Consider the following 20,375-nt stretch of genomic DNA (forward strand, 5'->3'; position numbering starts at 1 on the left):
AGATCCAGTTCGCCCCTTCTTCCCCGCAACACTCAGAACCCGGGTTGATGGGGACGAAGCGGTTGTGCCGCGAAACTGAAAAGCAAGCGATGGCCGCTCACACGCAGGGGATAAAATCCTCAATCTCCGCAAGAGAGTCACGAAACCGCTGTAGATCTATTTTGGCGCAGCGCGACCGATTTCCGGTCAGATGTGGACTCGTGGCGCATTAGAAAATGCTCAACAGAACGGATGACCGCGATCAACAGCAGATTAATAACAAGATAGAGCACTCCAGCAATGGCGAAGATCTCGAAGATCGCGAAGGTCTGGCTCATCAGCCGCTTGGCATAGCCGGTGATTTCAAGCACCGTGATTGTCGAGGCAAGGCTGGTGCCTTTGACGATTAGGATAAGCTCGTTGCCATAGGCCGGCAGCGCCTGGCGGATGGCGAGCGGGAACTCGATACGCCGGAACAGCAAGATGCGCGACATGCCGCACGCCTGGGCCGCCTCGACAAGCCCGACCGGAACCGACATCAATCCGCCACGCAGAATTTCGGATGTATAGGCGGCCGTGTTCAGCGCCAGCGCCAGCACGGCGCAGCGCGCGCCGTCGCTGATCACCCACCACAGAGCCGCGTTGTCCTTGATCAGGGGAAGCTGGCCGAGCCCGTAGTAGAACAGGAAAATCTGTACCAGCAGCGGCGTCCCGCGAAAGACATTGCTGTAGTATTTGGCGAAGCCCGACAGCAGGCGGTTGGAGGACAGGCGCATCAGCGCCAGGCCGAGACCCAGATTGAAGCCGATCAGCACCGAAACGAGAGTCAGCGCCGCCGTGACCCACAGGCCCTTGAGCAGAACGGGAACCGCAAGCTGGATGAGGTCCATCATGCTACTTTCTTGTCCGCAGCCTGAGCAGGCGTTCGACCCCGTCGAACCCGGCCTGACTTGCAAGCGTGATGACCAGATAAACCACCGCCGCGATCAGATAGAAGATGAACGGATGGCGTGTGGAATTGGCGCCGATGAATGAAATGCGCATCAATTCCTGAAGGCCGACCACCGAAACCAGGGCCGTGTCCTTGATGGTGGTCTGCCAGACATTGTTGATGCCAGGAACCGCGATGCGCAGCATCTGTGGCGCGATGATGCGGCGGAAGATCCGGCCACCTGATAGCCCAAGCGCGCGAGCGGCCTCGATATGCCCATTGGGGATGGCGCCGAGCGCCCCGCGCACGACCTCGGTCGAATAGGCGCCGGAAATCGCGCCGATGGCTATAACCGCAATGACGAACGCATAGCCGCTCTCCGCGACGCCGGCATAGCCGAAAGCGGTCACGACCTTGGTCACGAATTCAACCGAACTGAAAAACAGGAGGTAGATGATCAGCAGTTCGGGCACGCCACGCACCAGCGACGTATAGGCATCGACCAGCACCGAAAGCGGAAATATCCGGGCCCATTTGATCAGGCCGCAGACAATGCCGATCGCCAGCCCCGCCGCCATGCTGACGAGACCGACGAGGATGGTTATCGATGCGCCGCGCAAGATCGCGGTCACCCATCCCCCTTCCCAAACCTGCCAGAGACCGAATTCCATGTGAGTTGCCCTAGTCTGCCACGCGAAGCTGGATGCATGCGCCCGGCCGCCCGGGCGCATGCGGTAGACACACGGCGTTAGTTGCAGGGCCGGGAAATGTCGGTCTTGAACCATTTCTGGCTGGCCTTGCCGACCGAACCATCGGCGACCAGCTCGCAAAGCGCCTTGTCGATCTTCGCCTTGAGCTCGGTATTGTCCTGCGCGATACCGACGCCGATGCCCTCGCCGAGTGTCGGATCATATGTGCTCTTGATCTCGACGCCGACCAGCTGGAAGTTCTTGCCATCCGGCTTGTCCAGAAAGTCCTGCAAGGCCGATTGATCGGCGAACGCGGTGTCGATACGGCCACTCGCAAGATCGATCTGCATCTGGTCGAGCGTGTCGTAGGTTTTCAGGTCGGCATTCGGCGCGCGCTTCTCGAGGAAATGCGCGTGCGTCGTGCCGGCCTGCACGCCGACTTTCTTGCCGTCGAGCGATTTCAGCAGCGTGTCGACGTCGGTGATGGCGGCCAGATCGGAACCCTTGGCCGCGACGAACATGTTGGCCAGTTCGGCGTAGCCGACACTGAAATTGATCTCCTTCTTGCGATCGGCGGTGATCGACATGCCCGAGATGATGACGTCGAAGCGCTTGGCCTTCAGCGCCGGGATCAACCCGTCGAAAGCCTGCACGACGAAGTGGCACTTCACTTGGAGCTTGGTGCAGAGTAGGGCGCCGACATCGGCGTCGAAACCGGTGACATTGCCGTTGGCGTCGGACATGCTCCATGGCGGGTAGGCGCCTTCGGTCCCGATGGACAACTCGCCTTCGGTGGCCAATGCGCTGCCCATGCTTCCCGCGAGAAAAGCGAGCAGCGTCAAGACTTTCAGTTTCATTGTCAGTTCCCCTTGTTGTTGATCTCATTGCCGTTGTCCGGTGCGAACCGAACGCTTCGAGGGTGCGGTTTTTCCTCACAGCGTGCGCGCCAGGAATTGACGCAGACGCTCAGAGCGCGGGCTGCCGAACAGCTCCGCGGGCGCACCCTCTTCCTCCACCTTTCCCTGGTGGAGAAACAGGACCTTGTGGGAGACCTCGCGCGCGAACTGCATCTCATGCGTCACGAGGATCATGGTGTTGCCTTCCTCGGCCAGCTGACGGATCACCCGCAGCACCTCGCCGACCAGCTCGGGATCGAGCGCCGATGTCGGTTCGTCGAAGAGGATGACCTTGGGCCGCATCGCAAGCGTTCGCGCGATCGCGGCCCGCTGCTGCTGGCCGCCGGACAACTGGCCCGGATAATGGGCATGCTTGTCGGCGAGCCCGACCTTCTTCAACAGGGCGTGGGCATGTTCGGTCGCCTTCTCGCGGGGCTCCTTCAGCACATGCCGGGGCGCTTCGACGATGTTCTCGACCACCGTCATGTGCGGCCAGAGATTGAAGTTCTGGAAGACCATCCCGACGCGGGCGCGGATCCGTTCGACCTGCGCCATGTCGGCCGGCCCGACACGGCCGTTCGGCAACGGCTTCATCTTGATGAGTTCGCCGTCGATGGCGACCTTGCCGCCATCCGGCTGTTCCAGGAGGTTGATGCAGCGCAGGAACGTGCTCTTACCGGATCCGGACGAGCCGATCATGGAAATCACCTCGCCGGCATGCGCCGTGAGATTGACGCCCTTCAACACCAGAAGGGAGCCGAAACTTTTGTGAAGTTCGTCGATCTGCACGGCTGGTGTGCCGGTCTTCGGTTCGTGGGCGGGAGCCTGGCCGGCCACACCGGCGCGAACGGTTGGCGACGTTTGTTCGCTCCCAACGGCCTCGTCCTGGCCTATCTCGACAGCCCGCAGGTCCGCCAGCGCACGATCGAAATAACGCAGGCTGCTGGAAAGGCAGACCCGCTGCCAATCCGCATCGTCCGGAATGAAGGCCGAGCGCAGCGTTTCCCGGATCCGCTTGCCCAGCGGCGAATCGAGCTTGCCGTGCAGATGCAGCCAGTTGTCGGCTTGCACCGCTTCCATGACCGCTGGGCCGTCCAGCGTGCCGCATTCGACGACAAGCGGCAGCACGCGCGCGTTCGGCATTTGCTTGCGGACGGCGTCGGAGACATAACCTGTCGCGGTGGCCGCGATGCCGGTGCCGATCTTGGCGCCCGGACCTGTCAGGACTGTAGCAAGCGCTGGCCCGAAGATGGATTTGCCCCAGGCAAGGCCGGCATGCTCGGAACTCGCCACCGAAAGCAGGGCCGGGTAGCCGTAGGGCCCAGCGCCGGTATGCAGGTCGAAGACGATGACCTGGCGCGCCTCGCCGGCAAAAGTCTTCAGGATTTCGTGCAAGGTGCGGTTCGACCAGACGGGACCGCCGCCGCCGTAATACAGCCCGTCGGCGAACTCATACTGGCCGGCCTCGACGATCGCCGCCAGCCCGGCATGCCCGAGCTTCTGGCGCGCCGCGGCGAGCTTCTCGTCGGCCGCTATGCGATCCGGTCCTTCCCACTCGCGGTAGGCAAGCGCGTCGTGCAAGCCGGCATAGCCGTTGTTGACGGGAACACCCGTCGCCCAGTCGATGAAGTTTCTGTTGAGGTCGACATTGTCTTCATTGACGCGCCGCGACCACGCCGTGCCCCAGGGATTGATGAGGTGGATGGCGAGGATCGCCGTGTCGTCGGGCAAGCGCCGCAGGTTCTTCTGGCAGAGCCACGCGGTCTGGCAGGTCGAGCCGAACGGCCCTTCGACCCCATGCGTTCCGGAGATGAGCACGATCAGTTTCGGCGCATCGCGGCGGCCAAGCAGTGCCACATCGGTCGCCAGGGCCTCGCCATCCGGCCCGTTCAGCGGATGAGGATATTTGGATAGTTCCGCGCCCGCCCGCTCGGCCGCCTCGCGAAATCCCTTGCGCAGGGCCGCAAAATCCGAGGCATAGGGCGACACCTTCTCATCTTGGCGCGTCATCGGTCCCGCTGGGCGACTGGTAGCTGCGGTCAATCCGTTCATTCCCTGTCGTTCCGCTAGGTGGCTATTCATCGTTGAGATCGCTCGCGTTCTTAAGGGGCAATCGGCGCTCGTTGCCGGTGGGGAGCGGGCTGCGGGACCGGACGAACCAGGCGTCGCAGGGAAGCACCTTTTCGGGGTTCATGATCGACTGATTGTCCAGTGCTCGTTTCACCCGCTCCATCGCGGCGAGCTTCGTCGGGTCGGCTGTCGCCAGCAGGGAATGAATGCGCTTCGACCCAACGCCATGCTCGGCGGAAAAGGAACCGCCAATCTCCCGGAGCTGTCGATACAGGACGTCCTCGACCGCCTTCGCGATGTGAGGAGCCAGCGGACCCCGGCGGTTGAGCACGATATGCAGGTTGCCATCGGCCAGATGCCCGAAGACATAGGGCGCGAGACCCGGCTCGATCGCGGCAAGGCCGGGTATGATCCTTTCGAGATAGGCCGAAATCTCCGACAATGGCACGGATACGTCGAAGGAAGGCGCATTGGGATGAGCGCGGTAGAGCACGCCGGTGTCCTCGCGCAGCCGCCACAAATCGTCCTCCTGTCGCCGTGAGCCGGCAATGATGCCGGTCGCTTCGGGATGACGCTCCATCGCCTCCGAATAAATCCGCTCGAAATCCTCGCGCAGCGCATCCTCGCGGGCCCCGCCAAGCGACAGCAGCAGGAACAAAGGCTGCCCGGGCGCCACGCCGGCTTCGGACCATCCATGCGCGGCGGCGGCCAGCCTGAAATACGAGTTCCACATCGCCTCCGCCGCGCGCAGATGCCCGACATCCGATTCCAGCGCCGTGCGGATGATCTGCAAAGCCGCGTCGACCGACGGCAGGCCGAAAAGCGCGGTGGCGGTGGCTCGCGGCGAAGGGTCGAGCTTGACAACCACGCGGGTGACGATGCCGAGCGTTCCCTCGGCACCGATGAAGAGATGCTTCAGGTCGTAGCCGGCGGAATTCTTCACCACCCGGGTCAGATCGGAATAGATCGATCCGTCTGCCAGCACGGCCTCGAGACCAAGCACGCGATGGCGCATGACGCCGTTGCGAAAGGCCATCACCCCACCGGCATTGGTGGACACCATACCGCCGATCGTCGCCGAGCCGCGCGCTGCAAGGTCTATGCCCGGTTCCAGCCGGTGTTCGAGCGCGGCCTGCTGCAGGGCTTCCAGAGTGACGCCGGCGCCGACCACCGCCACGCGATCGATCGGATCGAGCCGATCGATGCGGTTCATGCGCGCCGTCGATAGGACGATCTCGCCCGGCCGCGAAATACTGCCCCCGACCAGGCCGGTTCGTCCGCCTTGCGGCACGATGGAAACCTCGTTGCGGCGGCAGATGCGCACGACCGCCGCGACCTCCTCCGTCGACGAAGGCGTGACAACAATGCCGGCACCGCAATCCGTGCCGTTCAACCCAAGGTCGGTCGCCCCGGCATCGTCGCCGGTCCGCACGTTTGGGGCGCCGACGACACCGCGGATGCTGTCGACGACAGGCAATGGCACCGCCTGGTCGATCCAGTTCAGTTGTCCTGGAGAAGCGACGCCGCTCATTGTCCCGTCAATCCCCGGAGCGCAGTGATCAGCCGGCCGTTGTCCGCCGGGGAGCCGATGGTGACGCGCAGAAAGCGTTCATAGCCGGCCTCACGCCACGCCTTGACGATAATCCCCTGCTCCAGGAGACCAGCCGCGAGGCTTGAACTGTCGCCCTTGCCCCCGAAGAACAGGAAGTTTGTTTGCGACGGCGCAACCTGGAAGCCAAAACCGGCGAGCGCGGCGGCGACACGGGCACGCTCGCCCCTGATGCGCCCCACCGACGCCTTCATCCAATCTTCGTCGGCAAGGGCGGCAATAGCGGCTGTCTGTGCCGCGGCGTTGACGTTGAACGGCGTCTTTGCGGCAGCAATCACTCTCGCCAGTTCAAGACCGGAACAGACGGCATAACCGGCGCGCAGTCCGGCCAGGCCATAAGCCTTCGAAAAGGTCCGCAGCACGACGTAATCGATGGAACTGTCGCGCAGAACCTCGATGCCGTCCGCCGCGCCGGGATCGGCAAACTCGAAATACGCCTCGTCGAGGACGAGAAGCGTGCCGGGCCGAACGGCACCGATCAGCCGTCGCAAGCTGGAGCGGTCGAGACCGGGGCCGACCGGGTTCCAGGGCGAGGATATGAAGATCACTCGCGGCCCGGAGGCGATTGCTGTTTCGAGCGCGGCAAGGTCGAAGTCCATCTCCGGCGTCATGGCGATCTTGACGACGTCAGCACCCGCCGCCAGCGGCTCTATCTCATGCAAGCCGAAGCTCGGCACTGTCGTTACCACCGAGGCGCCCGGCACCAGGACGGCACGCGAGATGGCGGCGATCATCTCCTCGGAGCCATTGCCGACGACAATCAGGTTGGGGTCGACTCTCAGTCTATCGCCAAGTGTCGCCCGCAACGCCGTGCAGGCCGGATCGGCATAACGCCATGGCTCAAAGGACGAGGAGGCCAGCGCGGCGGTGACGGCGGGAGAACAACCGTCGGGGTTTTCGTTGCTGGCAAGCCTGGCGATGTCGTGGTGCCCGCTCAGCGCCCGCGCCATCGCGATGTTCATGCCGGCATTGTAGGGCGGCAATGCCGCGACATGCGGATTGAGTGGCAAGCTTGACGCTGGTTTGACCGACTGTTCCAAATCCCGACTTCCGTTTCCCCCGGCCACGCGCGGCACGACGATCTTGTCAAATATCCAGGACGACTGATCCGTGCGGCTTCGAGCAGCACAGCAGCACTTCGCCTGCCCTGAGTTCGTCCAGCGGTTCTTCGAAATAGGCGACCTCTCCCGAGACAAGCCGCGACTTGCAGGTGCCGCAGATGCCGACCCGGCAGCTGAATTCCGGTGTCAGGCCTTGATCCTCGGCGAAGTCGAGCAGCGATGCGGCCGAGCCGTCCCAGACCGCCTTGAGGCCCGATTTTCGGAATTCCACGGTTGTCGCCTCGCCGGTCGCCTCGATCCTTGCCGGCTGCACGGGAACCGGGGGAGCTCGCACCGCATCCGGCTCGAGCACCGTCGCCGGGCCGAAAAATTCGTAGGCGATACGATGCTTCGGCACGCCAAGCCCGCGCAACAGGCCGTAGATTGCCTGCATGAACGGCGGTGGCCCGCAAAGATAGAAATCATAGTCATCGATCGGCAGCAGGCGCTGCAACACGTCTCGCGAAATCATGCCCTCGCTGTGGAAGCGCCGCTCGGTCCTGTCGAGCTCGGACGGCGATCGGTAGCAGTAATGAGCGATCAGCCCGGGCCGCGTTGCGACAAGGCCCGCCACCTCGTCGCGCAGCGCATGCACGTCGCCGTTCTCGCAGGCATGAATGAAGGTGGCACGGCGATCCGCAATCGTCGCCAGCGCATGCAGCATCGACACCATCGGCGTCAGCCCGACGCCGCCGCTGAGCAGCACGACCGGACGGGGGCTGGTCCTGTCGAGCACGAAATCGCCGCGCGGCCCTTCTGCCTGGAGCACATCGCCAACGTCGACCTGATCTTGCAGGAAGCACGAGCTTATCCCGCCGGGAAGCCCTGGCGCGGGCGCGGCTTCGCGCTTGACGCTGATCCGGTAGAGGCCCTCGCTGGCGGGCGAACAGGAGACGCTGTAGTTGCGCAGCACGTATCCCCTTTCGCCGGCGGCACTCCCGGGCACCGGAATGCGGAACACCAGGAACTGGCCTGGCTCGAAAGCGCGCCAGTCGCGTGGATTGACCGGCTCGAAATGAAACGACGTGATGACGGCGCTCTCCTTCACCTTCGCGACCAGTTTCAGGTCGCGAAACCCGCTGCTTGCGATAGTGTCGCGGGCGGTGAATGCGTTCATTCGGCGGCCGCCAATTCCTGGCTCTCGCCGGCGATCAGCTTGGCGAGGTTGCGGCGGAAGCGCAGCGGACCGACATCGATCTTGAGATCGAGATTGGGTGTGCGCTTGTTGGCCATGCCCTTGTGCACGGCATTGAGCACGACGCGGTCCTCGTCGAAGGCACCACGGACGGATGTGGCGAACTGGCGCGAAACCTCCAGGTCGTCGGGCGCGAAATTGCGCATCTGGAACCAGTAGTATTTCGTCTGGTTCTCATCGACCGGCGTCATGAAGTTGTAGCTGTCCATGAGGAACACGTCCTCGTGCAGCGGCTTGCCCTCGCCGCCCGTGCGGGCCGGCACGAAGATCGCCTTGATGATCGCGTTGGAGGGGTAACGCACCTCATAGTGCTGCTTGCGGTCGCATTTGCCGGTGAATTTGAGGAAGGGCGCATAGAAAGGCGCCGGCTCGGCATCGACCACCCAGCGCCACACGGTCACACCGTCCGCGCCCACGGTGGTTTCGAGCGGCGCATCCTCCATGGCCTGAACGCCGCCAAAGGAGGATTGGTGGACCCACGACACATGCGAGGGATCGAGCAAATTATCGGTCATGTAGAGATAATTGCAATCCAGCGACATCGACTCGCCGCGGTTGACGCCCCATGCCGGATCGCCCCAGTGGTCGACCTCGAAAATCAAAGCGGGATCGGCCTTGGCCGCCTCGCCCATCCATATCCAGAGCAGCCCGTAGCGTTCCGCGATCGGATAGGAGCGGACGCATGCGACATGCGGTATCTTTTCCGCGCCCGGCACGCGGGTGCAGGCTCCCGTGCTGTCGAAGGTCAGGCCGTGATAGCCGCATTCGACCGTGTCGCCCTTGATGCGGCCCATGGACAAAGGCAGCTTGCGATGCGGACAGGCGTCTTCGAGCGCCGCCACAGCGCCATCGGTCCGCCTGTAGAGGACAATGTCCTCGCCAAGGATTCGGCTTGGCACCAGCTGGTCGGCAACTTCATGGTCCCACGCGGCTACGTACCAGCAGTTTCGAAGAAACATGGCGTCCTCCCCAGCTTGTGAACACCGAAACGAATATCCCGCGAGCCCGAGACGACATAGGGCTTGCATCTGCGTTCTATTTTAGAAAAACTAAATCAAGCTGACCCCAGGATCGTTGCCCAGGTGAAGAAAACACCGCCACTCCGTGCGATACAGGCCTTCGAGGCTTTCGGCAGGCGCGGCAGCGTGACGGCCGCGGCGGACGAGCTTGGAGTCTCCGTCGGCGCGGTCAGCCAGCAGATACGAAAGGCCGAAGATGTCCTGGAGGCCAGATTGCTGGAACGGCGTGGCAGGAGTGTCGCCCTGACCGCGCTGGGGCGCGTTTATCACGCGGCCGTTTCACTCGGGTTCGATCAAATTCGCGAGGCTCAGGACATCATCGAACGTGCTCAGTCCGCTGACACGCTGACGATCTCCTGCCTGCCGTCGCTGGCCAGCAAGTGGATCGGCCCGCAATTGCTGGATTGGCAGATCGGCCACCCGGGAGCGAGCGTACTCCTGATCGGTGCTGAGACAGAACCCCGGCTGGATATCGAAGAGGTCGACTTCCGGATTTCCTACGGTGACAAATATCGTAATTTCGATCACTACACCGAACTGTTCACGGACTGGGTGGTGCCGGCATGCTCGCCGGCGCTGCTCGCCAGGCACCCGGTGCGCGAACCCGCCGACATTCTCGACCTGCCGCTTCTCAGCATAGAGTGGGCTCGCGACCACCGCTCGCCGCCAGGTTGGGCGGAATGGGCCGCAAGCATCGGGGCATCGTACCGAAAGGTTTCGGGCGAAGTCGCCTTCTCCTTGTCGAGCGCCGCGATCGATGCCGCGACAAACGGAAGGGGCATTGTGCTGGCCCAACTTTCGATGGCCGCCGAGGATATTGCATCCGGCCGGCTCATTGTCCCTTTCGATCAGCGGCTAAAATTGTCCCAGGCCTATTTCCTTGCTTGGGACCGTGCGGCCTTGCAAAAGCCTTTCGGTCCGGAATTGCGCGCATGGATCGTTTCGATTTCTAAGCGGATGGGCGCAGTGTTAACGGTTGGCTGATGTCCTCTGTCGTTCATGGGATGCCCACTTCGCCTATAGGCGGCGATCCACTTCTCCGGCAACCTGCCTCAAATCGAGTTTTGCACCTTTCGGTGCAGGACTCGATTAGGGGACCTCGGCATCGAATTCGACACCAAACCCGGCATCTATCGCGGCTCGCGCTATCTGGTTGCCGAGTTCCCAATCTGTCATCTCGCAAAGCGGAAACGCCTTTCTCACGGCGCGGATCACCTCCGATATCGAAATGCTCGGATTGTCGACATTGTCGAACAGGTAGCGCACTATCGCCAAGCGATAGTCCGATAAAGCAGGCATCGGCGCGAGCGCGGGCATCTCGGCTCCTATGAATAAAGCCGCGTCTTCGCCCTCTCGGCCGTTGCGACATCGAAAGAGACCGGGACATTGTGAACGACGCATGCCGCCGCCAGCATTTCCTCCAACTCGCGGTCGGAAGCCTTGCAGGCTGGCATCAATGTTCGGATGGCTTGGATTGCCTGTGCGATGAAGAGGAACCGGGCCTTCCCTTTGGAGCGAACATAGGTCTCGGCCGCTTCTTCAACCGTGATGGCGTGAAAAGCGTTGGTCATCAAGAAGGCCTCCCTGAACCCAATACCGGCATTATTTAAGGCCAACGTTCAGCGGCCTTCAAGACCCTTTTACGTCTGGTTTCGGACAATCAGGCTGACGCTTGGCCGAAGTGGCGTTGCTCCTCCTCGCAGGCTCCATGTGAGAGTTTTATCATACCAAGGCGGTCGACAATTGTGATCTCACCGCGCTTGGCAGCCCCTCGGTATTCAAGCACCTGGAGGGCGGTGGCAACGACGGGACGCCGAGCACCAAGCGACATTTCATTGCGCGAATGCCGGAATCTGGCGATTCCGACATGTTAGGGGCGCCCCTTCTTTCAAAAGGGCCGCTCTCCGGGGCTTTCGGGGCCAATGGAAGGTACAATAGTCGTTCCGCCTTGCGGTCTGCGCGTCAACTCATTGGCGGGACCGGCAACGATGCTGGCCCCGCCAGAAAGTCTCGGCCCGATGCGGGTGGCCTACTTGGCCGGCTGGATGCTCGAGGCCGTCAGTTTGCCGGCCTTTGTCGAATAGGTGACGGTGACCTTCTCGCCGACCTTCAGCGTCTCGGCTTCGATGCCTTCCGGCAAGGTGAACGTCTTGCCGTCGGACATGGTGATCGAATCGCCTTTCTTGTCGATGCTGGCGATGGTGCCGGTGGCAGCCTTGGCGTAGGCGCCGGTGGAGGATGCGATCGCCAGGATCGTGGCAGCAGCGATGACTGATTTCTTCTTCATCTTTGTTTCCTTTCTGGTTTCAGGGCATTGCCCCGGATCGATCCGGACTTGCCGGATACCTGCTCCCGGCCGCAGCGGGAGCGGAGCCACCTTAGGCCTTGCAGTTTTCGACTGGTTGGCCGTGGCCTTACAAATGCATAAAGCCGCCGCCGTCACAGGTCGCGCAACTGCTCGGCAACCGGCTCCGCCGAAGGCCGGGCCGAAAGCACCGCCGCGGCGACCGACGCGACGACCAGGCCAAGCACGATCGCCAGATGCAGCCATGGTACCGAAAGCGTCTCCGGCGGCGGATCGAATACGCCTGTCAGCAATTTCACCAGCATCCATGCGGTAAGGATGCCCGATAGCAGGCCAAAGACCAGTCCGCCGAAGATGATGACGAGGCCTTCGCTCCACAGGAAGGCGGCCAATTGCGACGGCCTGGCGCCGATGGCGCCAAGTATGGCAAAGGGCCGCCGACGTTCGGCGAAGCCCAGCGCCAGCACGAGGCCGGCGGCTGCGGCGCCCATCACGACGGAAAAGCCGAGTTCGATCCGCGTCAGCCCGGCAAGGTCGACCGCGGTCAGGCTCGACCCGATGAGATGCGTCGCTTGACCGATATCGGTGACCTTCAGCGCGGGATCGAAGGAGAGCACTGAATGGGCCTGCCGCGCCAGCGCGGCCGGATCGCCCTTTGCCCGCATCAGGACATACTCGGATGCATTCGAGCCGGTCATACGCGCCACATAGGCGGCATTGGCGACGAGGAAGGAATCCTTCGGCGCCGTTGGGAATTCACGCGCGACACCGATGAACTTGAATGCGACCGGATGGTACTGATGGTCTCTCGCATCGATCAGCCGCAGATTGATCGTATCGCCTTGCTGAAGCTGGAAATCGTTCACAGTTTCTTCCGACACCAGCACGCCGTCGGGCGTGGCGGCGAGCCGGTCGAGAGTGGCGGCGGCGCCGGCGCCGCTGAAATAGGCGTCGGAGAGGTTGGTGGCGCGCCCGATATTTGCGGGGTCGATGCCGTAGAGATCCTGCAGATCGGCGCCCACATAGGCGAAACGATGCTGCATGGGCTCCACGGCAGCCGCAGCGGTCAGTGCGGTCAGCGCCGCGATATGTGCTCCGGCCGGCTTGTCGGATGTACCGAACACGGTGACGTCGGAACCGTTGGTCAGTTCGGCGTCGATGCGGGCCTGGGCATTGTAGGTCGTGTTGAAGATTGCCGTCGACGTGGCGAAGGAGATGGCCAGCGCCGTCATGGCGATGCCGACCGTGAGCCGCCCCGGCTGCCTCGACAAGGCGGCCGAAACCACCGGCGCCAGCGGCCCCGACACCGGGGCCACGATCGCCCGCAACAGCCTGCCGTTGCGTGCGATCACCATGCCCGACAGCCTGATCGTCAACAGCGCCATGCCTAGCCACAACAGAGCGGGCGCGATGAAAGCCTTGTAGTCGACCGAGGTCGCGGCGATGCCTTCGGGCGCCAGCACGATCTGATATCCGGTGCTGGCCGACTGCCAAAAAAGGAACCCTGAGCAGCCGAGCAGCAGCACGTCCAGCCACAGCCGCTGCCAGAGCGGCGCGGCGCCGCGCCCGACGGTGTGCCGCGCCGCCGCGACGGTGGTCAGGCGCGCATCGCGCCAGGCCGGAAACAGCAAGGCTGCAAAGCCCAGCGCCACCCCGACCAGCGCCACGAAAAGCAACGGCCGATCGCTCACCGCCGAAATCGGCTGCGGACCTGGCGAGCCGGCAGGTCCAAAGAGCCATGCCCCGGCAAGGCCAAGGGCGGTTCCGGCGACGGCTACCAGCGCCGCCTCGACAGCCGAGAAGAACAGGATCGCTTGCGTGGTGGCGCCGCGCACGCGCAGCAGGGCCTGTTCCATCCGCCGCCGCACTGCGCCGGAGGAGATCACCGCGAAGGTAAGCGCCATGGCCAGCGCGATGCCGGGCAACCCCAGGAAGAGGAACAGGACCGAGGCGTAGAGCGAGTCCTCGCGGACCGCTCCGAGGCGCGAACCGAGATTGTCGGCAACGAGAGCCTGGCCAACGGTTCTTGCCTCGAGGTTCCGTTGCGCGCCGGTGACGAAAGTGTAGGCCGGGACGGGGTCGGCCGGCAGCACGTCATGGGCGAGCCGCGCATGCCATTGCAGCCGGATGGTGTCGGAGCGCAGCTTCATCTGCGGTTCGAAGAGCCGTTGCCAGTCTTGCCGCGGCAGCACCAGGACATTGTCGGGAGGCGCTTGCGGCGCGGCCTGGGCCGGCAGACCGACGGCCTGGAAGAGCGAATCCGCGTCGGGAAGATCGACCACGCCCGCGATCCTGACCGTCGCCGGCGGCAGACCTGTCGGTTTGATCGAAACGGTATCGCCTGGTTGGACATGCAGGTTGGCCGCCGTCTGCTGCGCGACCAGGACGCCATCCCTGCTGCCTGACAGCAAGCGGATTTCGGCTGGAAAATCGGCGAAATAGCCGTTGTCGAAGGCAACAACCTGGCCTGGTCCGGTGGTTTGCGTCGTGCCGCCGGTGGAGGCTTCGAAGCCCGCCACGTCGGCATAGCTTACGCCAAGGACGGCCTTGACCGGCGTAGCGTCTGCTATCGCCTTGCGGATGGATTCCGGATCGGCGCCGGAAATCACCTGCACCTGCCAATCGATCGGCACCGCGCCGATGGCGCGGGAGGTCATCGAAGCGCTTGCCTGCACCAGGAAAAGCGTCATCGCCGCGAGCAGGGCGACGGTCAACGCAACACCCGCAGTGGCGCCCGCGACGCGCAGAAAACGCCTTGCCAGAATGCCGCGTATCCAGACCCACGCCACCATCATGCCGCCTCGTGTCTTGGCCATTCGGAGACAAGCCGGCCATGATCCATCGTCCATCTGGTTGCCATCCGGGCGGCTACCGCCTCGTCGTGGGTCGCCACGACAAGCGCCGTGTCAGTGCCTTCCAGCTGTTCCAGGACGGTATCGAAGAAGAATTGCGCCGTGACGCTGTCGAGCTGACCGGTGGGTTCGTCGGCGAGAACCAGCTTCGGCCGCATGACGAGTGCTCGGGCCATGGCTATGCGCTGTGACTGTCCGCCGGACAATTCCTCGGGCAATTTGTCGGCAAGTTCGCCGAGGCCGAAGGACTCCAGCAGCGCCGTGGTATTGGCGCCGGCGGCCACCTGTTCGCCGGCCAGCACCAGCGGCAGGGCTACGTTCTGGGCGGCGGTCAGGGCGGGGAACAGGCTCGGTGACTGGAACACCAATCCGATCTGGCGCGGCCTCAGTTTGTCGAACGGTCCAAATCCGGGCCATTCGATGCTGCCAGCCGTCGGCCGGTCCAGTCCGCCGATAATATGCAGCAAGGTCGTCTTGCCGCTTCCGGACGGGCCGACCAGCGCAATGCGTGCGCCGGCCGAAATCCTGCAGTGGACATCGCGCAGCGCCACGACCCCGCGCTGAAAATCGCGGCCGATTCCGCGGCCGACAACGATCGGGTCACTCATCGTCGATCCTCCCGTCCTTCAGGGTGATGATGCGGTCGGCCTTGAAGGCAAGCGCCTTGCTATGGGTGGCGATGAGCGTTGCCAGCCCGGCCCGGCGGCGCGCCTCGAAATGCGCGATCAGGCGGGTCTCGGTGTCGCGGTCGACCTCAGCGGTCGGCTCGTCGGCAACCAGGATCGGCGGATCAGCCGCGAGCGCCACCGCAAGGCCGGCACGCGCCACCTCGCCGCCGGAAAGCTCGGTCGGGAGAGCCCAGGCCCGATGCAGGAGATCGGCGGTTTCGAGGAGCATGGCGATTCGCTTCTCGTCCGATCTTCCTGCCAGCAGCATTTGCAGGCGTAGGTTCTGCTCCACAGTGAGATGGCCGAACAGATTCCCGGATTGCAGGAGAATGCCGAAACTGGCGGCGCGAATGCGCGTGCGCTCGGTCTCCGGTCTGCGGGTCAGGCGTGAGCCGCCGACCTCGACATAGCCGCCATCCGGCTCGTCCAGTCCCGTCACGCAGGACAGCAGCGTTGATTTTCCACTTCCGGAGGGTCCCACAAGAGCGACGATCTCGCCGGCCGACAGATGAAAGCTGACGCCGCGCAGCGCGGCGGTCTCGTCGTCGCCTATGTGGAAGAACCGGTAGAGTTCGTGCGCTTCCAGCACGTGCATGTCATTTCCACTGGAATGAGTTGGACATCAGTTGCCATTGATCGACATTGTCGGCACCCTTGGGCGCGTAGAGCTCCAGCGTGACGAGCTTGCCGTTCTTGAAATAGAGGTAGCGTTCGTCTTCGAGACGAACCTGCCTGTTGGTCACGGCGTTCGGTTCGGAGTTGGAGGTATAGACGATGCGGATCGCTGGACCGGCGGGCAGATTGACCTGCTTGACCGCGGTCACCCGTACCGCCCGTTCGCCGGCTTGCAGCTTCGGAACGTAGTCCGCCTTGGCGCTTTCAATGGTGGGCGCGGTATCCGCCTTGGCCACCGAGACGACGACACCGTCGAGCTTGTCTATGAAGCTCGCGCCATCGGCGCGGTCGGACCGCGCCCATCCCTCCGGCACCTTCATGGTGAAACCCTCCGGAGACGTATAGTCGATGAACACCTGCGTATCGGGAATATCGCCAGGAGGGTTCTTTTCGGCGGGAACAGCCTTTTCGGCGGCGGCTGCCGGGCCGACCGCGAGGCCGGGGAGCGGGCCTCCGGCGGCCAGGCATGCGGCGAGCGACAGGGCGGGCAGAAATCGGGTAATTTTCTGATGAAAAGCGATCATGTCATACGGCCTTTCGATGGATCGACATGCGCATCACTATGCCGCGCCAAACTTACGGTAAGGTCGCCTCAATCATACGGATTGGTAAGCTGCAAAACGCCTTGCTTCAGGCGCCTGGCGGTCTCGCCGCCGGGAAGCTGACCACGACCGCCAGGCCAGGATGTCGGTCATCGAGCGAAATGGTCGCGCCATGCAGGTCAGCTACCGCCCGCACAAGGCTCAAGCCGAGGCCGCTGCCTGGCGAGCGAGGCGCTCATCAGTTGATAGACGATCGCGCCGGACAGGATGAAGGCCAGCAGGAACAGGAAGGCGAAGGTCAGCGCCAGCCTGAACGGCGTGCTGCGCAGCAGGCTGGAGCGTGTCTCGCTCATGCGATGGCGAGCGCGGTTGGCCACCCTGTGGACGCAAGATCAGGCCGGAACATGCAGGCTGTAGCCGGTGTTGCGCACGGTGTGGATCAGCGGCACGTCGAAGGGCCTGTCGACCTTGGCCCGCAGCCGGCTGATATGCGTCTCGACGACGCTGGTCTTGGGGTCGAAATGAAAATCCCAGACGCGCTCCAGAAGCATGGTGCGGGTGATGACGCGGCCCTCGCCGCGCATCAGCACCTCGAGCAGGCTGAATTCGCGCGGCTGCAGGTCGATCGGCTGGCCCTGCCGGGTCACGCGGCGCTAGATCAGGTCCATTTCGAGGTCGGCGACGCGCAAAGCGGTCTTCTGCTCCTGCGCCGCCGGCCGGCGGCCAAGCGCATGGATGCGGGCAAGCAGCTCGGAAAAGGCGAAGGGCTTGACCAGATAGTCGTCGCCGCCCGCCTCCAGGCCCTCGACTCGGTCGTCGACGCCGCCGATGGAGGTCAGGAAAATGGCCGGCGTGCGGACGCCGGCGGCGCGCACCGCCTTGATCATCGACAGGCCGTCGAGGCCGGGAACCATGCGGTCGGCGACGATCACGTCATAGGCGTTGCGGGTCGCGGCGAAGAGCCCGTCATGGCCGTCGCGCAGCAGATCGCAGACATGGCCGGCCTCGGTCAGTCCCCTGACCACGTAGTCGGCGGTTCTCGGATCGTCTTCAACAAGCAGAAGTCGCATCTTTGCGTGTGCCTACAACTATATCGGCAAGACATGCTTTCCCGGAAGGCCTACGAATCGAAAAAACCCAGTGCCGGTTCTATGTTCTCGAAACTCTGGTCCATTTCGTACGCGCCGATGATCGGAACGGCGACATGACCAAAACGGATCGAGAGCTGCGCTTCTGACTTCTTCTCGCCGGTGTGCGCAATCGCCGCCATGTAGAGCGCCGCCGCCAAGCCGCTCCTGTCGGATCCCGCCTGGCAATGGATCAGCAACGGCTTGGGCGCCGATTTCATCAACGCAATCAGGGCAAACGACTGCTGTCGCGTCAATGTCGTGCGCGCCGACATGGCGAAGTCGATATGGCGGATGCCGAGTTCCTTCGCCGCGCGCAGCTCGGCATCGTACCATTTCTGGCCGGGAGCCGCGCCGCGCAGATTGATGATCGCCGCAATATGCTGGTCATGGTGATAGACGGCGATCTCATCGGCCGTCGGCTGGGCCGAACGATAGGCCTGGCCCTCGACAATGGCATGGAAATTATCGCTCAGATGGGTGGTCGCAAGCGCCCAGCCGCCCCATACGAACACGCCAAGTGCCGCTGCCGTCCAGACCGTAATGCGCCGAGATACCCTCACCGGCGGATTCCTCGCTGTTGCCTGGAAGTCTGAAATGGGGCCGGCAGCTGACGGGCAGCTTTTCAGCGGTGATAGTCAAAACCAGACCTTCAGGCATTTCTTCGACGTGAACGTCCCGCGGGTAGATCGTTGACCGGATCTTTCATTTCGTAGGCGACGACAGCAACTGCGGGACGAACTCCTCCGATGTGTCGTCAAATAGGGGCGGTTCTTCTTCAGCCTCCTGCTTGGGCTCGACCATCAGGAGACCAACGACGGTGAGCGCCAGAGAGACCCAGGTGAGCGCCGGTATCGCCTCACCCAGCAAAAGCATGCTCCAGCCTATGCCGGCTGCGGTGACTGCGTAGGCGTTCTGGCTTGCAAAAACAGCGCCTGTGCTGGAGATCAGCGCGATGAAAAGCAGCATCGCCAAATTGCCGGCAACGGCCATTAGAACGACGATCATGCCAAGCCGTCCGGTCAGTAGATCAAAAGGGATGAAATCCCGATAGAAAGCTACCAGCGGCATCAGCATCAAAACCGAAGCAACAAGGGTGATGCCGAACAGAGCGACGCTATCGATGGCAGCAGGCTTGTACTCCGAGAGGTAAATATCCTCGGTCGCGTAAGTGATCGGGATGACGAGTGCAATGGCAAGCCACAACCAACTGGTCGCCATTTCCGCCGGCTCTCCATAGAGAAGTATGATGAAGATACCGGCGAGACCCAGTCCAAGTCCCAAAAACCGCTTCAGATTGGGCGCCTCCGTCCGCATCAAGGAAGCGAACAGGAATACGGCGAATCCCTCGAGGACAATGACAATAGAGACGATGAAGGCGGGAAGCTTGCTTGCCAGCCAATAGACCAGCACCTGATTGATCACCGAGCTGATGAATGCAAGGATGAGAATGAACTTCCAATCCGAGCGCGTAAGATCAGCAAAGCGGGGCATTGTCTGCCGCTTCATGCTTATACCGATGCAGAACACAGCCCCAATCACGTCAATAAGGAGCGCCAGTCCGATCGGATGAGCTTCGACGAGTGAAGCCATCTTCGATAGTGGCACGACAAGGCCCCATAATCCTCCGCAAGCCAGCAGCAGCAGTGCGCCACGGAATGTGCGGATATTCTGCCGCATTTTGCGCTCGCGCTCATAGACCTTCTGGGCCATTGTGGCGAAAACCGTAGCGAGCTTGCCCAGACCATCCGGGCGGCCTGCCACATCGCGGATGCCGAGCTTTGAAGGATTGAACCTCCCGCTTTCCAAGGTCGCGGCCGCCTTCGTCAGCTTTGTCACCTGCCGCAGATATTCTTTCTCGATGTCGCGCAGCCTCTTCTTCTCGATGCAGGTGGAAACCCGTGCCTTGAGAAGTGCGAGTTCGAAGTCCTTGGGCAGGAAATCCTCGGCCCCCAATTCGATCGCCTTGACGACGCTGCTCATCTCATCGTCGAGCGCGGAAATCACAATAACCGGAACATCCCGCGTTCTGAACGATACCTTGAGATTCTTCAGCACCTCGAAGCCGTCCATTACCGGCATGATGATGTCGAGAAGGATGAGATCGAAATTTTCGGTGGCGAGCAGATCGAGCGCCGCCCGGCCGCTGTCTACCGCCGCGGCTTGGTGGCCGAGAGCCTCGACCGATTTCTTGAGCTTGATCCTTATGGTCCGGGAGTCGTCAACGATGAGAATCCTGCCAGGGTTGCTCAAATTATTCTCCCAGATTGAAGATCATTCGAAGCTCCGTCACGGCGGCGTCGAACGCGCGCTGTGCATTGTCGATTTCCGCCAAATCCGTCGGCCCGCCACTTGCGCATCGCGCCTCGACCCGGGCGCAGATTTGGCTGAGTTCGGCCGCACCCATGTCCCGCGCGTTGGATTTCAGGGAGTGGGCAGCCCGCCGGATGGCGGTCAGGTCGGAAGCCGGACCCGGCCGCATGTCTTGCATGATGGATGCCCCCTCCTCGAGGAAAGACTCCACGAGCTCTACAAGGTCGGCTTCTTCGCCACCGATAAGCTCGCGCAGTTTATCAAGTGCCCCTATATCGATCGCCACGATGTCCCCTCGATTTCGACCGAGAATTTCTATCGGCGCTGGCGATGTACGATCGAAATCGACCGCCCTGCTTGAATTTGTCAGCGTTCCCTCGCGCTGAAAAGGTAGACTATCGTGGG

20 protein-coding genes and 1 pseudogene are annotated in these 20,375 nt (G+C 62.8%); 1 reads left to right on the forward strand and 20 read right to left on the reverse strand.

The window, feature by feature from the left end; translation table 11 throughout:
* Positions 1-137: 137 nt before the first annotated feature.
* The 8 genes from FJ957_RS16780 to FJ957_RS16815 all read right to left on the reverse strand — a co-directional run bounded on the left by FJ957_RS16780 (position 138) and on the right by FJ957_RS16815 (position 9,428).
* Positions 138-869, reverse strand: coding sequence for an ABC transporter permease (locus FJ957_RS16780; protein ID WP_181180609.1), 732 nt, complete (start codon positions 867-869; stop codon positions 138-140).
* Between the two features lie 4 nt (positions 870-873).
* Positions 874-1,581 (reverse strand): ABC transporter permease subunit, encoded by a 708-nt coding sequence (locus tag FJ957_RS16785; protein ID WP_181180592.1) that lies wholly within the window; start codon positions 1,579-1,581, stop codon positions 874-876.
* A gap of 77 nt (positions 1,582-1,658) precedes the next feature.
* Entirely contained in the window at positions 1,659-2,456 is a 798-nt protein-coding gene (locus FJ957_RS16790) for a transporter substrate-binding domain-containing protein (RefSeq protein ID WP_140833164.1), read from the reverse strand.
* Between the two features lie 75 nt (positions 2,457-2,531).
* Positions 2,532-4,505: a DUF2817 domain-containing protein gene (locus FJ957_RS32450; RefSeq protein ID WP_281407681.1), complete on the reverse strand. Its 1,974-nt coding sequence runs from the start codon at positions 4,503-4,505 to the stop codon at positions 2,532-2,534.
* 64 nt (positions 4,506-4,569) lie between these two features.
* A complete protein-coding gene (locus tag FJ957_RS16800; RefSeq protein ID WP_140833168.1) occupies positions 4,570-6,096 on the reverse strand; it encodes an FAD-binding oxidoreductase in 1,527 nt (508 codons plus the stop codon).
* A complete protein-coding gene (gene hisC, locus FJ957_RS16805) occupies positions 6,093-7,214 on the reverse strand; it encodes a histidinol-phosphate transaminase (protein ID WP_140833170.1) in 1,122 nt (373 codons plus the stop codon). The genes FJ957_RS16800 and hisC overlap by 4 nt, the downstream gene beginning before the upstream one ends.
* A gap of 46 nt (positions 7,215-7,260) precedes the next feature.
* Entirely contained in the window at positions 7,261-8,391 is a 1,131-nt protein-coding gene (locus tag FJ957_RS16810; RefSeq protein WP_140833172.1) for a 2Fe-2S iron-sulfur cluster-binding protein, read from the reverse strand.
* Positions 8,388-9,428, reverse strand: a complete 1,041-nt coding sequence (locus FJ957_RS16815; protein WP_140833174.1) for an aromatic ring-hydroxylating dioxygenase subunit alpha — start codon at positions 9,426-9,428, stop codon at positions 8,388-8,390. The genes FJ957_RS16810 and FJ957_RS16815 overlap by 4 nt, the downstream gene beginning before the upstream one ends.
* Positions 9,429-9,551: 123 nt before the next feature.
* Here FJ957_RS16815 and FJ957_RS16820 point away from each other — a divergent pair, with 123 nt between their 5' ends.
* Positions 9,552-10,472, forward strand: a complete 921-nt coding sequence (locus tag FJ957_RS16820; protein WP_140833680.1) for a LysR substrate-binding domain-containing protein — start codon at positions 9,552-9,554, stop codon at positions 10,470-10,472.
* Positions 10,473-10,577: 105 nt separating this feature from the next.
* Here FJ957_RS16820 and FJ957_RS16825 read toward each other — a convergent pair whose 3' ends face one another.
* From FJ957_RS16825 to FJ957_RS16880, 12 genes and pseudogenes are all read right to left on the reverse strand, one after another.
* A complete protein-coding gene (locus FJ957_RS16825; protein ID WP_140833176.1) occupies positions 10,578-10,805 on the reverse strand; it encodes a hypothetical protein in 228 nt (75 codons plus the stop codon).
* A gap of 8 nt (positions 10,806-10,813) precedes the next feature.
* Positions 10,814-11,059 carry a hypothetical protein gene (locus FJ957_RS16830; RefSeq protein ID WP_140833178.1) on the reverse strand — a complete coding sequence of 82 codons (246 nt, stop codon included), beginning with the start codon at positions 11,057-11,059 and terminating at the stop codon, positions 10,814-10,816.
* Positions 11,060-11,517: 458 nt separating this feature from the next.
* The gene (locus tag FJ957_RS16840) at positions 11,518-11,775 is read right to left on the reverse strand and encodes a DUF1344 domain-containing protein (protein WP_140833180.1); all 258 of its coding nucleotides are present in this window, start codon (positions 11,773-11,775) and stop codon (positions 11,518-11,520) included.
* 152 nt (positions 11,776-11,927) lie between these two features.
* On the reverse strand, positions 11,928-14,609 hold the full coding sequence (locus tag FJ957_RS16845) for an ABC transporter permease (protein ID WP_246685862.1): 2,682 nt from the start codon (positions 14,607-14,609) through the stop codon (positions 11,928-11,930).
* On the reverse strand, positions 14,585-15,253 hold the full coding sequence (locus tag FJ957_RS16850) for an ABC transporter ATP-binding protein (RefSeq protein ID WP_140833182.1): 669 nt from the start codon (positions 15,251-15,253) through the stop codon (positions 14,585-14,587). The genes FJ957_RS16845 and FJ957_RS16850 overlap by 25 nt, the downstream gene beginning before the upstream one ends.
* Entirely contained in the window at positions 15,246-15,908 is a 663-nt protein-coding gene (locus FJ957_RS16855; protein WP_140833184.1) for an ABC transporter ATP-binding protein, read from the reverse strand. Before FJ957_RS16855 ends, FJ957_RS16850 begins: the two co-directional genes overlap by 8 nt.
* Position 15,909: 1 nt before the next feature.
* Complete coding sequence (locus FJ957_RS16860; RefSeq protein WP_140833186.1) at positions 15,910-16,512, reverse strand: hypothetical protein; 603 nt, start codon at positions 16,510-16,512, stop codon at positions 15,910-15,912.
* Positions 16,513-16,709: 197 nt separating this feature from the next.
* Entirely contained in the window at positions 16,710-16,883 is a 174-nt protein-coding gene (locus FJ957_RS31835; RefSeq protein ID WP_246685881.1) for a hypothetical protein, read from the reverse strand.
* A gap of 39 nt (positions 16,884-16,922) precedes the next feature.
* Positions 16,923-17,600: pseudogene (locus FJ957_RS16865) on the reverse strand (winged helix-turn-helix domain-containing protein).
* Between the two features lie 50 nt (positions 17,601-17,650).
* Positions 17,651-18,220 (reverse strand): tyrosine-protein phosphatase, encoded by a 570-nt coding sequence (locus FJ957_RS16870; RefSeq protein WP_181180593.1) that lies wholly within the window; start codon positions 18,218-18,220, stop codon positions 17,651-17,653.
* A 142-nt stretch (positions 18,221-18,362) separates the two neighbouring features.
* On the reverse strand, positions 18,363-19,910 hold the full coding sequence (locus FJ957_RS16875; RefSeq protein ID WP_140833190.1) for a response regulator: 1,548 nt from the start codon (positions 19,908-19,910) through the stop codon (positions 18,363-18,365).
* A 1-nt stretch (position 19,911) separates the two neighbouring features.
* The gene (locus FJ957_RS16880; protein ID WP_140833192.1) at positions 19,912-20,256 is read right to left on the reverse strand and encodes an Hpt domain-containing protein; all 345 of its coding nucleotides are present in this window, start codon (positions 20,254-20,256) and stop codon (positions 19,912-19,914) included.
* Positions 20,257-20,375 lie beyond the last annotated feature (119 nt).

It is taken from the genome of Mesorhizobium sp. B2-4-6 (assembly GCF_006442775.1).
Lineage (GTDB): Bacteria > Pseudomonadota > Alphaproteobacteria > Rhizobiales > Rhizobiaceae > Mesorhizobium.

Excerpts from the sequence above, each read along its gene's own strand:
- FJ957_RS16780 (WP_181180609.1), bottom strand. The coding sequence starts at position 869 with ATGGACCTCATCCAGCTTGCGGTTCCCGTTCTGCTCAAGGGCCTGTGG.
- FJ957_RS16785 (WP_181180592.1), bottom strand. The coding sequence starts at position 1,581 with ATGGAATTCGGTCTCTGGCAGGTTTGGGAAGGGGGATGGGTGACCGCG.
- FJ957_RS16790 (WP_140833164.1), bottom strand. The coding sequence starts at position 2,456 with ATGAAACTGAAAGTCTTGACGCTGCTCGCTTTTCTCGCGGGAAGCATG.
- FJ957_RS32450 (WP_281407681.1), bottom strand. The coding sequence starts at position 4,505 with ATGACGCGCCAAGATGAGAAGGTGTCGCCCTATGCCTCGGATTTTGCG.
- FJ957_RS16800 (WP_140833168.1), bottom strand. The coding sequence starts at position 6,096 with ATGAGCGGCGTCGCTTCTCCAGGACAACTGAACTGGATCGACCAGGCG.
- FJ957_RS16810 (WP_140833172.1), bottom strand. The coding sequence starts at position 8,391 with ATGAACGCATTCACCGCCCGCGACACTATCGCAAGCAGCGGGTTTCGC.
- FJ957_RS16815 (WP_140833174.1), bottom strand. The coding sequence starts at position 9,428 with ATGTTTCTTCGAAACTGCTGGTACGTAGCCGCGTGGGACCATGAAGTT.
- FJ957_RS16825 (WP_140833176.1), bottom strand. The coding sequence starts at position 10,805 with ATGCCCGCGCTCGCGCCGATGCCTGCTTTATCGGACTATCGCTTGGCG.
- FJ957_RS16830 (WP_140833178.1), bottom strand. The coding sequence starts at position 11,059 with ATGACCAACGCTTTTCACGCCATCACGGTTGAAGAAGCGGCCGAGACC.
- FJ957_RS16840 (WP_140833180.1), bottom strand. The coding sequence starts at position 11,775 with ATGAAGAAGAAATCAGTCATCGCTGCTGCCACGATCCTGGCGATCGCA.
- FJ957_RS16845 (WP_246685862.1), bottom strand. The coding sequence starts at position 14,609 with ATGGCCAAGACACGAGGCGGCATGATGGTGGCGTGGGTCTGGATACGC.
- FJ957_RS16850 (WP_140833182.1), bottom strand. The coding sequence starts at position 15,253 with ATGAGTGACCCGATCGTTGTCGGCCGCGGAATCGGCCGCGATTTTCAG.
- FJ957_RS16855 (WP_140833184.1), bottom strand. The coding sequence starts at position 15,908 with ATGCACGTGCTGGAAGCGCACGAACTCTACCGGTTCTTCCACATAGGC.
- FJ957_RS16860 (WP_140833186.1), bottom strand. The coding sequence starts at position 16,512 with ATGATCGCTTTTCATCAGAAAATTACCCGATTTCTGCCCGCCCTGTCG.
- FJ957_RS31835 (WP_246685881.1), bottom strand. The coding sequence starts at position 16,883 with ATGAGCGAGACACGCTCCAGCCTGCTGCGCAGCACGCCGTTCAGGCTG.